12 protein-coding genes and 1 pseudogene are annotated in these 16,672 nt (G+C 57.7%); all 13 read right to left on the bottom strand.

The features are described from left to right. Positions 1 to 8: 8 nt before the first annotated feature. The gene (locus FCN45_RS00610) at positions 9 to 311 is read right to left on the bottom strand and encodes a BrnA antitoxin family protein (protein ID WP_137384888.1); all 303 of its coding nucleotides are present in this window, start codon (positions 309 to 311) and stop codon (positions 9 to 11) included. Next, positions 298 to 591 (bottom strand): annotated as a pseudogene (locus FCN45_RS00605) (BrnT family toxin). Before FCN45_RS00605 ends, FCN45_RS00610 begins: the two are co-directional and overlap by 14 nt. Positions 592 to 766: 175 nt before the next feature. Further along, a complete protein-coding gene (locus tag FCN45_RS00600) occupies positions 767 to 1,771 on the bottom strand; it encodes a glycosyl hydrolase family 8 (RefSeq protein WP_101763795.1) in 1,005 nt (334 codons plus the stop codon). 9 nt (positions 1,772 to 1,780) lie between these two features. Then, positions 1,781 to 2,227, bottom strand: coding sequence for a cellulose biosynthesis protein BcsD (bcsD, locus tag FCN45_RS00595; RefSeq protein ID WP_008104594.1), 447 nt, complete (start codon positions 2,225 to 2,227; stop codon positions 1,781 to 1,783). Next, a complete protein-coding gene (locus FCN45_RS00590; protein ID WP_137384887.1) occupies positions 2,227 to 6,030 on the bottom strand; it encodes a cellulose biosynthesis protein BcsC in 3,804 nt (1,267 codons plus the stop codon). The genes bcsD and FCN45_RS00590 overlap by 1 nt, the downstream gene beginning before the upstream one ends. Positions 6,031 to 6,041: 11 nt before the next feature. Further along, the gene (gene bcsB / locus FCN45_RS00585) at positions 6,042 to 8,573 is read right to left on the bottom strand and encodes a cellulose biosynthesis cyclic di-GMP-binding regulatory protein BcsB (protein ID WP_137384886.1); all 2,532 of its coding nucleotides are present in this window, start codon (positions 8,571 to 8,573) and stop codon (positions 6,042 to 6,044) included. Further along, entirely contained in the window at positions 8,570 to 10,675 is a 2,106-nt protein-coding gene (gene bcsA, locus FCN45_RS00580) for a UDP-forming cellulose synthase catalytic subunit (protein WP_101763798.1), read from the bottom strand. The genes bcsB and bcsA overlap by 4 nt, the downstream gene beginning before the upstream one ends. A 54-nt stretch (positions 10,676 to 10,729) precedes the next feature. Next, on the bottom strand, positions 10,730 to 11,530 hold the full coding sequence (gene bcsQ / locus FCN45_RS00575; protein ID WP_101763799.1) for a cellulose biosynthesis protein BcsQ: 801 nt from the start codon (positions 11,528 to 11,530) through the stop codon (positions 10,730 to 10,732). Next, positions 11,521 to 12,180, bottom strand: coding sequence for a cellulose biosynthesis protein BcsO (gene bcsO / locus FCN45_RS00570; protein WP_137384885.1), 660 nt, complete (start codon positions 12,178 to 12,180; stop codon positions 11,521 to 11,523). Before bcsO ends, bcsQ begins: the two co-directional genes overlap by 10 nt. A gap of 473 nt (positions 12,181 to 12,653) precedes the next feature. Then, positions 12,654 to 13,664 (bottom strand): dipeptide ABC transporter ATP-binding subunit DppF, encoded by a 1,011-nt coding sequence (dppF, locus tag FCN45_RS00565; RefSeq protein ID WP_137384884.1) that lies wholly within the window; start codon positions 13,662 to 13,664, stop codon positions 12,654 to 12,656. After that, the gene (gene dppD / locus FCN45_RS00560) at positions 13,654 to 14,640 is read right to left on the bottom strand and encodes a dipeptide ABC transporter ATP-binding protein (protein WP_008104610.1); all 987 of its coding nucleotides are present in this window, start codon (positions 14,638 to 14,640) and stop codon (positions 13,654 to 13,656) included. The genes dppF and dppD overlap by 11 nt, the downstream gene beginning before the upstream one ends. A 12-nt stretch (positions 14,641 to 14,652) precedes the next feature. Then, complete coding sequence (dppC, locus tag FCN45_RS00555) at positions 14,653 to 15,555, bottom strand: dipeptide ABC transporter permease DppC (protein ID WP_110867893.1); 903 nt, start codon at positions 15,553 to 15,555, stop codon at positions 14,653 to 14,655. 9 nt (positions 15,556 to 15,564) lie between these two features. After that, positions 15,565 to 16,584: a dipeptide ABC transporter permease DppB gene (gene dppB, locus FCN45_RS00550; RefSeq protein ID WP_110867892.1), complete on the bottom strand. Its 1,020-nt coding sequence runs from the start codon at positions 16,582 to 16,584 to the stop codon at positions 15,565 to 15,567. Positions 16,585 to 16,672: the final 88 nt, after the last annotated feature.

The following is a 16,672-nucleotide window of genomic DNA, read 5'->3' as shown; positions in this document are numbered from 1 at the left end:
CCCGGGCACTATTTGCTTTCTAATTCGCGCAGCATCGCCGCGCGCAAAATGGCGTTCAAACGCGTCTGGTACCCTTTACCCGGCGCTTTCAACCACTCAAGCACATCCGCGTCAATTCTGACTGAAGCCTGTGTTTTAATCGGACGATAAAATCGCCCGCTGGAAGCACTGTTCCAGAAACGTTCATTTAACGGGGCGATTTCACCGCAATCAATCTCGCTATCCGGCTTTTGACTCAGCGCGTTCAGTTCAGATTGCAGGCTATCCGAAAGCGGCGGTAATTCGCTGCGTTTAAACCTAACCTTGCTCATAGCGTCTCCTCTCATTGCGCGTGGCAGGACGTGCACTAATGATGCGAATAATCTCAGTGCCCTGCTCGAAACGTACCGTGTGGGCCACCAAAATAATAATATGGCCCATAACATTACCTATTGATTGTCAGCGATATTCGCCATTCTCACAACGATCCTGGCTAGACAGATGAAAAGGATCATCAAACACGCGCACGGCAATTTCGAAGCGGATGCCATGCTTGCGGTGATTAGACTCTGCTTTGCTAAGGTCCCACTCAAATTCCAGTTCCGTTTGCATTTTACCATACACTTTTGTCTATACATTTTAGCATGACAAATTTGCATGTGTGTCAGTGCTGCCATTTTGATCGCGTTCAAGAAATCAAAGATAAGCAGCACAATGAAATGAGATTCAGACAAGGCTGGAAAATATGGCCTGGCCGCCATTTATGTCGACCAGGCCAAAATGAGATTTAGCGCTTTTCCTGATATGCCAGCCAGGTCAGCAGCTGCAGGCTGGCGGAAAAGTAGTTTTGATCCGCTGCCAGCGTGTCATTGAGATACTGGGTTTGGCCCAGGGTTAAATCGCGCACCGCAATCAATCCCCCCTCCATGTTGTACGGCGCTGGCGTGTTGCCCAACACATCATACCAGGCGGGCGTGGTCATGCGCGCCGAACCTTGCCAGACACGCTGGAACGGCACCAGACGCAGGCTTTGCGGGTCGTACCACCAGATATTGAGCGGAATACGGATCGCGTCATAGCTGAAGCGATTGGAATAGCCGACCGCCGGTGCCACAGAACCATCAGCATTCAGCGCCACCCAATCGAGCGGCAGGCCGGTTTTGCCGAAGTGCATCTCACCCAGCAAATCCATGCCGTCATCAATCAGCTCATTCCAGATACGCAGATGGCTGTGTTCCGCAAATTCGCGCCAGGCCTCAAACAGGAAATAGGAGGGATTAAGCACCACGTAGCTGGTTTTGTTGAAGCCCTGCGCGCCCGGCAGCATCACTTTATGTCCGCCGTAGCTGATCACATTCAGCTTCACGATCGCACGCTGAATGCGGTCGGAGGCCTGCTGATAATCGCCGCCCCACTTCTGTGCCGCACGTTGCAGCGCCCAGGCAATCAGGACATCACCATCGGAAGCGTTATTTTTGTCGGCAATCGGATCGGCGGCGCCTGGCGTGTAGCGCCAGTAGAACAGATCGTTTTGCGGATTACGCAGATGGCTGCGCGTCCACTGCCACAGCAGATCGAAAGTGGCGCGATCGTCATGCGCCACTGCCAGCAACATGCCGTAGCCTTGCCCTTCGGTATGGCTAACGTTGTTGTTGGCCGTATCGCTAATTCGGCCATCGCTGCCCATAAAACGGCTTTTATAGGTACTCCAGCCATCTGCGGCCGCCTGAGCGCTAAAAAACATCACCATGAAACACAGCATCCATTGACGCCAGAACCGCATCACTCTCATTACAGCATCCTATTGATATCGATAGTGCAGCGTGCCGCCGTCGTTGTTCTCCAGCGTCACCGGCACCGCCGCGCTGCCGCCTTGTGCCTGCAGCCACTGCGCATACACGCCCGCCAGCACCGCGCTCAACGCCAGCTGCCAACGTTCAACACCGACGTTGCTGTCGCCCTGCGGCAGCGCGTGGTGCTGAATCAGAATGGCATTCTCCTGCGGCTGTAACTGCACAAAGCCCCAGTTAAATCGCGCCAGCTGCAAATTCATTTCACGCTCCAGATCCTGCACGGTGCGCGCGTCGGGTAAAGGATAGCGTGTTGCCAGCGATACGCCGACGCCGTTGAGAAAGCCTTCCGCTTCCTCGCCCGCGTTGTCCAGCATGCTCTCAATCATCGCGCTCACCAAATCAAACCAGCCCGGCTGATGCGGATGGCTGACGCGTGCGGTTACTTGCTCACTCATTAGTAATCTCCGAACATGTAACGGAAGTACAGATTGGCGGTGCTCTCGTTGTAATCGCCAAAGGTGTCGTAGCCAAGTTGACCGCCCACGGTGACATCTTTGTTGATCTTATAATCCGCACCGGCATGCAGGTTGTAGCCAATGCCGTTTTTGCTGTCGCCGCTGTAGAACGCATCCTTCACGTAGCCTTGATCGGCCAGACTTTGCAGCTGCGCCTGCAACGACGGATTATTCGGGAAGTAGGCGCTCTTATCCTGACTGTAGGATTGATAACCCACCGAACCGCCGACGTTCACTTTCAGATCGTCAAACTTGCGGCTGAATTCGATAGGGAACGACACCGACGCATAGTTCTGCGGGCTGAAGTAACCGCCCTGACCGTAGCTGAAGTAGCTGAGGTTTTTCGAGTAATCCATCCACGACAAGCTCATGCCGACTTTCAGCTCGCGATCGTCGAGGTGATACGGACGCACATACGCGCCTGCGGTCGCCTGCACGCTGTTGTTGCTCGCCACGTTTTCGCCGATGTAGCTGTACGCGCCGCCGCCGACATAAAAACCGGCATCGCCGTTGTCGTAACTCAGCAAGGCGTTACCGCCGTTTTTAGTCACGCGGCCCCAGCGTTTACCGCTGGTTTTGTCTTCGACGCCGACATACGACAGCAAACTGTCGGTCATCGCGCGGCGTTCACCGGTAAGGATCAGCGTCAGGAAGTCGGTCAGCTTCGGCGACCACTGCACGCCGCCCACCAGCGTACTCAAGTCCTGACCCAGCGGCGTGCTGCCGAGGTCAATCTTGTAGCTGTCGCCCTTCAGCGCCATGTTTAGCTCCACGCCGGTCGCGGATTGCGAATCGGTGGTGGAGTTGGGCGTATCATCAATTTTCGCCGCACCGGAGGCAACCACGTTGCCCTGCACCAGCGCGTTGGTGCCGAATCGACGCCATGCGTCGCCGCCGGCGCTGCCGGCGGTGAGGGAAACCGGCGTCATGGTGAAGTCGAAGCGCGACTCGCCAAACGGCACGGTGGAGAAGGTGAGCGGCGCTTTGGCTTCGGTGAGTTTGCTCAAGCCTGATTCGCCATCACGACCGCGTACCTGCATTTCACCCTGCACCCAGGTGCCGGTTTTCTCTTGCAGGTCATCCATCATGTTGTCGATTTGGCGCAGCGTCTGGCTCTGCTGAACCGCCGGTGTGTTGCTCGCCAGCGTCACGCCTTCGGCGCTGCTGGTGGCCGCCGGTGCCGACTGCCACGGCATCACCGCGCCATAGCTGGAAGGCGTACGCCCCACCGGCGAGGTGCCGCGATTGATAAACGGATTGTCAGCCAGCGCCAGACCACCTACGCTTGGCACGCTGCCGGTTTCTGCGCCCTGCAGACCAATCAGCTGACCGCGCGCGGTGCGCAGGTAGCTCATCGCCTGGCTGTGTTCGCCGTTGGCTTCGGCCACGCGGGCTAACAGCAGCAAGCGATCCGGCGACTGCTCGTTGCGCAGGCCGCGCGCTAAGGTATTGGCTTTGTTGACGTCATTTTGTGCCAGCGCCACGTTGATGGCGCCGGTACGCGCGTCTTGCGTTGGCGTATCTTGGGTCATCAGGTAGTCGTATACCACGCCCGCTTCTTTGTTCATCTTGCCGGACTGGTAGAGTCGCGCCATGGCGAACATCAGATCGCGGTTCTGCGGATCGTGCTGCAGCGCGCCCACCAGCTTGTCGTAAGCGGCGGCGTACTGTTTCTGCTCGCGCAGACGATCCACTTCGTTGATCACGTAGCCGTTGCGGATGCCCGCCAGCTGGGTTGGCGTGCTGCGTGCCTGCAGTTCCGGGCTGCTGAGGAAGCTCTGCGCTTCGGTATTCAGCCCGGCCTGATTCAGCACCGCCACCTGCGCGGCGTAATCACCGGCGTTGCCCTGAATGCCGCGCTGCATATTGCTGCGCACCACCGACACCGCGCTGGTGAGATCGCCGGCTTTCGCCAGCTTCTGCGCCAGGTTACCGGCATCCACCGGATTGGCGGGCGGCGTAGAGGCCAGCGCACGCAGGGTGTTGGCCGCTGCCGCGTTCGAGCCCTGCGCCAGATACTGATCGGCGGTAGCCATCTGCAGGTTGAAGTTGACGCGCTGCGCCAGCTCGCGCATATCGCTGTTTTTGCTGCTGTTGGGAATGCGAGACAGCAACTGACTCGCCTGCTGCCACGCGCTGCTTTCGCTGGCGTTTAACGCACCTGCATAGAGTTCGGTGGTGCTGGCGCCGCTGCGCATAGTGGGCTGCATGATATTGGCCGCCATCATGTTATTGCCCTGCGCGCGGTAGAGACGTGCCAGATCGAGACGCAGCCAGCCATCGTTGGGATAGCGCTGAATACCCGAGGTCAAGGTGGCGATGGCGGCGCTGTTATTGCCCGCCGCCACTTCACGTTTGGCCTGGGCACGAATCGGATCGGTGCTGCTGCCGCGCGGTGCCACGCTTTGACGCACGCTGTCGGGCAGTGATGCCAGCAGCGTATTGGCTTCTGCGCCCCGGTTCTGCTGACGCAGCACGTAGAACAAGCCTTCTTTGGCGTTGCGGTTATTGGCATCGCTTTGCAGGATGGCGCGATAGGTTTGCTCCGCCTGATCGAGCTGATTGCTGCGACGCTGCACATCGGCGCGGAACAGTTTGGCGGAAACGCCTTTCTCACCGTCGGCCTGCGCCAGCGGTTCGCTCAGCGCCAACGCCTGCGCGCTGTCGCCATTTTTCAGCGCCTGCTGCGCGGAGGCCAGCTGCGTATAAAAGCGTGCATCGGCGGCCTGCTTCTGGCGCGTGTCGCTCTGATCGCCACCCATCTGCGCCGCGCGCGTCAGGTAATCCGCCGCTTCGGCATAACGCCCGGCGCGCTGGGCCACATAGCCCATACCGGCCAGCGCATCCGCATCTTGCGGGTTAGCTTGCAGTACTTTCTCAAAGTTGTTCTGCGCGTTGCTGACGTCGCCGCTGTTCAGCGCGGTAAAGCCCGCGCCCTTCTCCGCACCGCCAACGTTTTTACGGTAGTAATCCAGCACCGCGTTGTCTTGCGGATGGCGCTGCTGCCAGGTTTGATACAGCGACGCATCGGACGCCTGCGGACCCAGCCACAACAGCGCCTGACGCAGCGAACGGTCCGCTTCTTTGTTGCCGTCTGCCAGGCTGCCGAGCACATCGATACCCTGACGACGCGTTGCTTCCTGATAAGTCAGTGCTTTACCCAGCGCCAGTTTGGCACCGGTATCCTGCGGATGATCGGCGGAGAACTGACGCAGCGCTTCAACCGCCTGCGGCAGCAGCGAACGATCGCCCGCCATGGTTAGATAATATTCGGCTGCCACGCTCGGCGGCGGCTCGTTGCCACTGAAGGTGTTACGCCAGGTTTGCAGCGACGCCGCGATGTTGCCGCTGCGTGCCTGCTGGCGCGCTAACTGCAGCTGCGCCTGCGGAATGGTTTGCAGCTGGCGGGCGTTATCCAGCTCGGTGAGATGCGGATCGTTTGGCGAGGCCGCGCTCAGGCGCGCACGCCACTGCGCTGCTTCCGCTGTGCCGCCGCTCTGCTGTGAATAGAGCGCCAGCAGATAGAGCGCCTGCGTGTTGTTGGGCTCAACCATCAGCACTTTCTGCAGCGAGGCTTTGGCCAAATCGTCATGCGCTTTCTGGTGCCAGTAAGCCGCCTGATCGAACAGCGCCTGTAACGCAGGATTACTGCTCTCCGCCGCCAGCAGCGGCTGCGAGAGCGTCAGCGCCCCACCCAGAACCAGGGCATGGCGAATACCGGCACTTAACATATGTTTTTTCATTGTTTTTATCCTTACTTCTTGCCGGACTTGCTATCAACTTTTGGGTTGAGACGACGCCACGCATGACGTTTCAGCATCACCCATGCACCGCCGCCGACCAACGCTGAAAGCAGCAGCGCCGCCAGCGCCATCAGCACCGAGTGCTGGTTGGCATACCACACCACCATCATGTACCACGGCATTTCGCCGCTCGGGAATTGCGGGCCAACGCGGAAACTGCGAATGCCGTTCTCATCGGTGATGATGGCGGTATCGCCGCGAATCCCGGCGTTGATGCGTGCAGAATTCAGGTCTTCATGCAGGCGCAGCAGTTGCTGATCGCTGGTCGCCACCGTCATCACCACTAAGCGATCCGGGTTCCACGGCGAGCGATAGCTGACAAAGCCGCGCCACGCTTCGTTGGAGGAGAAGTAACGATCGGCATCCAGCGGCTGGCGATACCAGTCGCCGGTCAGCCAGCCACGCAGTTTGTCCCAGGTGGTGGGCTCTTTCACGCCCAGCGTGTTGCCGCTGGTATCGAACGGCGTGTTCGCCAGCATGGCCTGGTTGAACTCGTTGTTCTGCGTGGTGCTGACCGCCAGCAGATCGCTCTGCTGCAGGCGCGTCATGTTGGTGCCGCCGTTTGGCAGGCCAAACAGCACCTGATTTTGCAGCAGCGGCACGCCGGTAGCGTTACCGGCGCGTGAGGCCATATCAAGCAGCGTGGCGATCTCCGCATCGCTTGGTTGTTCCGGCAACAGCAGCGTGGTCTGCGAGAAGTCCGCCAGACGCGAGAACGGGAACGAAGCGCCAACAAAGTAAGAGAGATTTGGCAGCATGGTGAAGTGGCGCGTGTGGCTCAGATCGATCCACGAATCCTCTTCGATGCGGCTCTTAATGTTGTTGTTCAGCAGCACGCCACACGGCGCATCCGCTTTCGGCTTGATGTTGAAGTAGAGCGCCAACTGGTTGTCACCGTAAATCAGGTACGGTTCGAGCTTCAGGGTGTAATGCTCCTGACGCGCGTCGCCGCCCAGCCGATGCCAGGCGCTCTCCAGCAAACCGACTTTATTCACAGTAAGATTGCGCAGGAATGTGCCGTTAATCATGACGTTGAGGAACGAGTTGTCCTCATCAATCCAGCTTTCGGATGGGAAGCGATAGTGCAGCTCCACCGGAATGGTGTCGCCATCCCACAGGAACAGGTCCGGCGCCGCGCGGAAGTTGACGCTCAGCGCATCGTGCCAGATGCCGGTGGTGGTCAGGCTCTGATCTTTGCGCAGCAGTTCGCTCAAACGCACCGGGCGCATGGTGTTGATCCAGCGCGGCGCATCGTACGGCTTACGTTCACCTATCGGCTGCGGCTGCACGTTAAGGCTGCTGGCATCGGTCGCCAGCGGCTGAGTGGTTAAACGGTTAGCGGCCTGACGTAGCTGATCGTCATTTGCGCCCACCACCAGCAGCAGTTTGTAGACCGGATTGTTCGGGTTATCGATCACCTGCAGCAGCGGACCACTGGTGGCTGGCAAGGTTACGGTGCCAATTTTGTCGCCCGGATGGCCGACCAGAATGCCGTTGTGTTCAGGCAGATCGCCGCGCACCACCGGGAAACGGATGCCACGATAATCCGACTGAATGCCCATCCACGATGCCACCAGCGCAGCGGCGCTGATGCTGTCCGGCGCGACATTGGCGGCAAACCCAAAGGTGACGCTGGCTGGCGTCATGCGCTGCGCATCAATAAACGGACGCGGGAAGTTACGCAGGCTGGTGCCGATGTTCAGCTGCTGGCCTTCGAGGCTCAGCGTGGTTTTCGGCAAAATCGACACCTGATACTGCTGCGCGCTCTCTTTTTCGCACAACAGCTTGTCGGCATCGTTAATCTTGAAGCTGAGGTTATTGCTGGAGACCACCATCGCCGCCGGAATATCCAGCTGGTAATCGCTGACATCGCTGTCGCTGGAGCCCAGCGGCAAAGTGCCAAGCGGTTGACCGTTCAGCATCAGCTGCAGCGAGGTGTTACGCGCGGCCAGCGCCGCCGAGACGCGCAGCGACAGATTAAGACGCGCGTTGGTGATCACTTCATCGCTGGGCAGCGTGAACATGATGCCGGATTGCAGCTGGCCGCCGGTCAACGTAATGCCGCGCGGCTGGCCCATTTGCGCCACCGAAACGGTGCTGCTGATTGGCTGGTTAAGCGTCACGGAAGACGTTTCTGGCATCATCGCCGGTGCGGTTGGCGCTACCGTTGGCAGCACCATTTCTGGTGCGGCAGCAGGTTCGCTGGGCGCAGGTTCAGCAGGCGCGTTGTTTTCCGTTGTCGATGCGGCTTCCGGTGCGGTTTGGGGAGCGGTTTGCGGTGCGGTTTCCGCTGGCGCATAAGGTGCAGCGCCCGCTGCCTGTTGCAGCTGCGGATCGGCAGCGCTTTCGATGCCTTGCGGCGGCGGCACGTCTGAAAGTGCAGCGCTATCCTGAGTGACTGGCGGGGTTTCGGCCCACGCTGGCGCGAGCAGCAGCGCCGTTGCCAGCGAGCTTGCCAGCAACCTTTGCGTCAAATTCTTCATGCAGCGCTGTCCTCTTTTACTGCGGGCTGGTTGTCACGCTTACGCTTCTCACGGCGATCTTTCCAGGTCAGCCAGAACAGCTCAAAGACGGTACGAATAATGGTGCCAAGCGAAACCAGTGGATTGTCTTGCTTATACTCTGGCTGAATCCACGCATCGGCACGCGCCAGTACCACGCGCACCAGCTCACGGCGGCGCGACAGCGGCATATCGCCAAAGCGCAGACGGATGCTCTCCTCATCGCCGGAGATTTTGTTCACCGGAATGGTGATGGTGCCCGACTTCAGCAGCAGATCGATCTCTTCAATTTCATCGTGCTCATGACGATTGTCCGGCGCATCCAGCTGCGCGCCGCCCATCGACAGATCGCTGGTTTTCGTGCGTGACGAGATGCCGCTAGCGTAGTGAATCACCGCCGGGATCTGCACCTCAATACGAATGGTTTTACGCACCTGCTTGGTTTCGCGCGCCACGGCAATCGCCGCCATCAGGATAACCAGGCTGAATACCGCCCAGCCGACGTTGAGCGCAATAACGTAAGGATCAACGCCAAAGTAGTCATGCGCGGTGGCGCGCACCACGCCCGCGATGATGCCGATCGACAGCAGCACCGCGACAATCACATGTGGACGCACGATGTGGAAGTCGAAGAAGCCCTGATCGAGCAGGCCGCCTTTATCCGTTACGTTAAACTTACCGCGCTTCGGCGCCAGCATGGTGAGCAGCGTTGGGATGACGAGGTGGAAGCACATCACGGTTTCGTAGATTTCGCCCCAGAAGGTGTAACGGAACTTGCCGTTCATTCGCGAGTTGACGTAGAGCGACATCACCAGATGCGGCAGGACGTAGGCGAAAATCAGCGAGGCTGACGAATGAATGATATTCAGGTTAAACAGCAGGTAGGCCAGCGGTGCCGTCAGGAACGCCACGCGCGGCAAGCCAAACTGGAAGTGCAGCATGGCGTTGAGGTAGCACAGACGCTGCTGCCACTTCAATCCACGGCCAAACAGCGGATTATCAACGCGGAAGATCTGCGTCATGCCGCGCGCCCAGCGGTTACGCTGCACGACGTGCAGGCCAAGACGCTCGGTCGCCAGACCGGCCGCCAGCGGAATCGCCAAAAAGGCCGATCCCCAACCGCGACGCTGCATTTTCAGCGCGGTATGCGCATCTTCGGTCACGGTTTCCACCGCAAAACCACCGATCTCTTCCAGCGCGCTACGGCGAATCACCGCACAAGAACCGCAGAAGAAGGTGGCGTTCCAGTTATCGTTGCCCTGCTGCACCGGGCCGTAGAACAGTGAACCTTCGTTCGGGATGCTGCGCGCCGCGCGCAGGTTGCGCTCGAACGGATCCGGCGAATAGAAGTAGTGCGGGGTTTGCAGCAGCGCCAGCTTTGGGTCTTTCAGGAACGGACCGACCGTCGCCTGCAGGAAGGTGCGCGTGGCCACGTGATCGCAGTCGAAGATGCAAATCAGCTCACCTTTGGTGATCTTCATCGCGTGGTTGAGGTTACCGGCTTTAGCGTGATTATTGTCGTCACGGGTGATGTAACCCACGCCTACATCGGCGGCAAATACCGCAAACTCACTGCGCTTACCGTCATCCAGCAAATAGACCTTCAGCTTGTCGCGCGGGTAATCAATACACTGCGCCGCCAGCACGGTATCACGCACCACATCGAGGCTTTCGTTGTAGGTCGGAACATAGACATCCACCGTCGGCCACAGGCTGGTATCATCCGGCAAAGGTTCGATGGTGCGTTTTAATGGCCAGGTGGTTTGCAGGAAGCCGAGAATTAAGATCAGCCAGACATACAGTTCGGCCAGATATAAGCCGATACCGAGAATCGCTTCAATCTCAGAATTAAATTGCAGCGTCTCCGTAGTACGCCACCAGATATATCGGGTCGACATCAGCGCGGATAAGATAACCATAACGATGGTTATTTTGCGGCTTTTGCTGAAGCCCAGTAAAAACATCATCCCGATGCTGATTAAGCCAAATATATATTGCTTCTGGCTGTCCATAGGCGTGATGACGATTACCGCCGCCACCGGTGCAAGCACCAGCAGCAGCAGGTAAAACCCGAGTTTACTCATGATTCACCCTGAAGAAGCTGTGTTGTTATTATGTGGCCGGAGTCGGCCTCATTATTAATAGTGGCTGCGAAAAGGTGCCTGAACTTCGCCGTTACCCACGGTGATATCCAGTATATTGGCTACGCGTTTTGCCACTAATTCGATATCAAACGCAGCTGCAGACGCTGGGCTGAAATCATAAACCGATTGTTGCGAGGCATTGGCTTCCGCGACGCTTTCATCACGATGTACCACGCCTAATAAGTTCTCACCCAGGCGCTGCTGCATAAAAGCGGTGACTTCACGGCTAATATTGCGGCGGTTATCGCTCTGGTTAAGGACAAAATAGTGACCACGTTTATTATTCAGCGGTCGACCAATCATGCGGTCATTTTCTATTTGCGGCAGCAAAGAGACCGATGCGGTATCCGCTAACATCACCACTAAATGCATATCGGCAAGTGCCTGCATTGCTTTAAGCGCCGGACCCGGACCGGGAGGAAAATCGGCGATAATCACCAGTCCCGGATAATTCAGCACCGTATCCAGCCCGCGCTTCAGGAAATGGGGATCTTTTACCAGGTTTTCTTCAAAGCGTTCACGCTGCTCTTCGCTCACCTCGCCATACGGCATGACGAAAATATTGCCGCCGGTGGTCAGAATCGATTGGCTCCAGTCAGCCTGATCTTCAGAGCGTGCCACAAAGCCACGACCATCATTCAGCGGTACACCGAAATGCAGGCGCAAGGCGTTCTGAACATCGAAATCGATTGCCAATACCTTGCTGCCAGCGCGAGCCAGACTCCACGCAAGGTTGGCCGCCATGGTGGTTTTCCCTACTCCCCCTTTTGGCGAGCACACACAAACTAACGGCATAGCGCAATCTTCTCCAGTAGCGGTTTTAACGGTGTTTCTTTTGACAGGTTAGCCGGCTCGGCTGGACGCGAGCGGAACAGCGCACCAAAGCGAGACGGGGCCGGCGCAGCCGGACGTGCCGATTCAACCGCAGCGGCCAGGGTTGGCGCAGGCACTGGCGCGATTGGCGCGGGAGCTGCCGGTGCGGCAACAGCAGCAGGCTGAGCGACTGGCGCGACGGCAGGTTTTGCTGGTGGAAACAGTGAGGTTGTCGCCTGGCGCTCGACCAGCGTGGCTTTCGGCGCTAATGGCGTCGCAGAGGAGAGCGGCTTAACCGACGGCGCGGGCGGAAACAGCGATGAGCCGCTCTCCGGTTGCTCGGTGGCAGGTGCGTTCAGGCTATCGAGAATCGATGCGCGCGTCGGGCTGGCGGGTGCAGCCTGAGCCGGTTCCGGCGGTGCGCTGAATTCATCCCCGCGAATCGGCTGTGGTTGCGGCATATCGATGCGCTGACCGCTGCCTAATTCAGGCTCTTGTTCGGTGGTCAATTGACGCAGTAACGCCCACTGACTTTGATCGGCTTCCTGCGATTGACCGGACATATCCTTAAAAGCGATGTCAAGCGTCTGCGTTTTCTCTTTAAAACGCTGCAGATCGTCGTAATTCTTCATGATCAGAGCCTGTAAAAGCGGGAGGGAATTTTCCGCGAATATATCACACACATTAAAAGACGGTGAGACAAATCTGATTACTAAAACAGCGCATTCAATAAAATAATTCTATCTTTAAGATTGAAAAAGCGGGAATGCAAAAAGCATGCAGTTATTTATGGACGGAGATTAATTAGTATCAATTAACAGAAATAATCACGCAGGGGATTTTAACCTAAGCTACTGAAAAACCTGTACTGCGCTGCAAGTTATGGATTTTATTCTGCAGTGACATTGCTCACACAATGATGATGAAAATAGGAATTTGCCTTTACGCTACATATCTTAATCAGGACCAATTGTTCACAGATGCAGTGGCGTAATGCTTTTGTCAGGGCTTTAGCAGTAACCCTTTTTGTCGTTAATTTATCTCATGTATTAATCAGCAAAAAGAAAGGCTCCCGCAGGAGCCTTGATTCATTTATGGCAGTAATTTATGACACGCCTACCGGCTGATTTTCATCCTGATCAACCGCGAAGCAGGCGATTTGCTGATCGCCATATTGCTTCAGTTTTGGCTGCAGCTGAACGCAGGTGCCAAAACGACGACGGCAGCGCGCGTTAAACGCACAGCCCGGCGGCGGATTGAGCGGGCTTGGCAACTCGCCCGTCAGTTTGATGCGCTCGCGGCGATCGTCCGGGTTGAGGCGTGGTGTCGCCGACAGCAGTGCTTGCGTGTAAGGATGACGCGGATTGCTGAAGATCGCCTCTTTGCTGCCCTTCTCAACACAGCGGCCGAGATACATCACCATCACCTCATCGGCGATGTGTTCCACCACGGAGAGATCGTGCGAGATGAAGACGTAGGACAAGCCTAAATCCTGCTGCAAATCCATCATCAGATTCAGCACCTGCGCACGCACCGACACGTCGAGCGCGGAGACCGGCTCATCGGCGATCAGCACATCAGGATCGAGCATCAAACCACGCGCAATCGCGATACGCTGACGCTGGCCGCCCGAGAACATGTGCGGATAGCGATCGTAATGCTCGGTTTTCAGGCCAACCTTCGCCATCATCTCCAGCGTTTTTTCCTTGCGTTCCGCTTTGGTCAGCGAGGTGTTGATCACCAGCGGCTCTTCCAGAATCTGGCTGATTTTCTTACGCGGATTGAGCGAGCCATACGGGTTCTGGAACACGATCTGAATTTTCTGGCGACGCAGTTTCTGCGCCTGCGGATCGTGTTTCAACAGATCCTGACCGTGCCAGAACAGCTGGCCTTCGGTCGGGGTTTCAATCATCGTCAGCAAGCGGCCCAGCGTGGATTTACCACAGCCGGATTCACCCACCACCGCCAGCGTTTTGCCGCGTTCGAGGTTGAACGAGACGCCATCCAGCGCTTTGACCAGACGTTCCTGGCCAAACAGACCTTTCTTCACCGGGTAGTGTTTTTTCAGGTCAATCGCCTGCAGCAGGTAATCCTGCTTATCGTTATCAAGACTCATAAGTCGGTCTCCCGGCATCATCCAGTGGGAAGTGACATTTGGCCTGGCGGCCAGGAATGTCGCGCAGCTCCGGTTCTTCGCGGCGGCAGCGATCGGTCACATACGGGCAGCGCGGATTTAACAGGCAGCCGGTTGGGCGGTCGTATTTACCCGGCACCACGCCAGGCAGCGAGGCCAGACGCGCTTTGTCCGCAGCAAACTCCGGCAGCGCGCGCAGTAAGGCTTGTGTGTAGGGATGACGCGGCGCTTTGAAGATATCCACCGCTTTACCGCTCTCCACCACTTGTCCGGCATACATCACGATGATGTGCTGAGCCGCTTCGGCCACCAGCGCCAGATCGTGGGTAATCAGGATCAGCGCCATGTTCTCCTGCTTCTGCAACTCCAGCAGCAGTTCGATGATTTGCGCCTGAATGGTCACGTCGAGCGCGGTGGTCGGCTCATCGGCGATCAGCAGCTTCGGTTTGCAGGCAATCGCCATCGCGATCATCACGCGCTGGCTCATCCCGCCCGACAGTTGATGCGGATAGACATCCAGGCGCGATGCCGGGTCGGGAATGCCCACCTGATCGAGCAGATCAATCGCACGCTGACGACGGGTACGTTTGCTGCCGCCCTGATGCACTTTCAGCGCTTCCATGATCTGGAAACCCACGGTGTAGCAAGGGTTGAGGCTGGTCATCGGGTCCTGGAAGATCATCGCTACTTCGGCGCCCACCAACTGGCGGCGCTCTTTTTCGGAGATTTTCTGCAGGTCGCGCTGATTGAATTCCAGTTTCTCGGCCATCACGCGGCCGGGATAATCGATCAGGCCCATGATCGCCAGCGAGCTGACCGATTTACCGGAACCGGATTCCCCGACGATGCCGACTACCTGGCCTTGCTCGACCTGATAGCTGATGCGGTCAACCGCACGGAACGGTGTTTTTTCGTCGCCGAAATGCACCGATAATTTGTCTACATTTAATAACGCCATCTCGGTGCCTCTTTACTGCTTGAGTTTCGGGTCGAGTGCATCACGCAAACCATCGCCCATGAGGTTGAATGCCAGAACCGTTAGCAGAATGGTCACTCCAGGGAATGTCACCACCCACCAGGCACTTTGCGCATACTGCAACACGTCGGAGAGCATGGTGCCCCACTCCGGCGTTGGCGGCTGCGCCCCCATACCGAGAAAGCCCAACGCCGCCATATCGAGGATGGCGTTGGAGAAACCTAATGATGCCTGCACGATCAGCGGTGCCAGGCAGTTAGGCAGAATATTGATGAACATCTGGCGCAGGGTACCGGCACCCGCCACGCTCGAGGCGGTGACGTAGTCGCGGTTAACTTCAACCAGCACCGCAGCACGCGTCAGACGGATATAGTGCGGCAAGGCGACGAAGGTAATCGCCAGCGAGGCATTGACGATCGACGGACCGAAGATCGCCACCAGCACCAATGCCAGCAGCAGGCTTGGCAGCGCCAGCATGATATCGACCACACGCATAATGATGGCGTCAACCACGCCGCCGAGGTAGCCGGCCATCAGGCCAAATATCACGCCGAGAATCAGCGACAGCACGACGACCATGCAGCCAACCAGCAGCGACAGACGCGCGCCGTACATCAGGCGCGACAGCACATCGCGGCCCACGTCATCGGTACCGAGGATGTAGCTCCAGCTGCCGCCTTCCTGCCAAACTGGCGGATGCAGCAAGGCATCACGGAATTGCTCAGCCGGTGCGTGCGGTGCCAGCACATCAGCAAAGATAGCGATTAACAGCATCAGAACGATGTAAACCAGGCCGATAACCGCGCCTTTGTTACGCCTGAAGTAGTGCCAGAATTCCTGCAACGGGGTCATCGGCTTGGGTGCAGCAGTTACGCTTGCGGGATCAACAGCAGACATGATTCCCCCTTATTTCTTATGACGGATACGTGGATTGACCACGCCGTACAACAGATCAACCAGCAGGTTGACCACGATGATCAGAATCGCCACCAGCAACACGCCACCCTGCACCACCGGATAGTCACGGCGTTGCAGCGCTTCGATCAGCCAGCGACCGAGTCCCGGCCACGAGAAGATGGTTTCGGTCAGAATCGCACCGGCCAGCAGCGTACCAACCTGCAAACCAATCACGGTGACGACCGGCAGCATGGCGTTACGCAGCGCATGCACCACTATCACACGCATACGCGTCAGCCCTTTGGCGCGCGCGGTACGGATGTAATCTTCACCCAGCACTTCCAGCATCGAGGAGCGCGTCATACGCACGATCACCGCCAGCGGAATGGTGCCGAGCACGATGGCCGGCAGAATCATGTGCATCACCGCATCTTTAAAATCGCCCTCTTCGCCCCAGAACAGCGTATCGATCAGCATAAAGCCGGTGAGCGGATGACTGTCGTCGAGGAAGATGGTGTCGCTGACGCGCCCGGAGACCGGCGTGAGGTTCCACTGCACCGAGACCAGCATGATCAGCATGATGCCCCACCAGAAAATCGGCATCGAGTAACCGGTGAGGGAGATGCCCACGGCGGTGTGATCGAAGATCGAGCCGCGTTTCACCGCGGCCAGCACGCCAACAGGAATGCCGACAGCGACCGCGAACAACATGGCGCAGATGCCCAGTTCCAGCGTAGCTTTGAAGCGTGGTACGAATTCGTCCCAAACCGGGATACGGCTTTTCAGCGAGATGCCGAGGTCACCGTGTAAGACGCCGTTGATGTAGGTGATGTATTGCTTCCACATCGGCTGATCGAGGCCAAACTGCGCCATCAATTGCGCGTGACGTTCAGGAGAGATACCGCGTTCGCCAGCCATGATCAGTACCGGATCGCCGGGGATCAAATGGACAAACGCGAAGGTCAATAACGTGATACCGATGAACGTTGGGATGACAAGGCCCAAACGTCGGAGTATGAATTGCAGCATAAGCCTGGTTCTCTGACATTTCCCACAGCGTTACCGCCGGGGACAACATTGCTCAACACTCGCAGTCAGCCGAAGGCGGACGCGACGC

It is taken from the genome of Pantoea sp. SO10 (genome assembly GCF_005281435.1).
Classification (GTDB): domain Bacteria; phylum Pseudomonadota; class Gammaproteobacteria; order Enterobacterales; family Enterobacteriaceae; genus Pantoea; species Pantoea leporis.
Note: the sequence above shows the minus strand (reverse complement) of the source record. Positions and strands in the feature narration are given on the sequence as shown.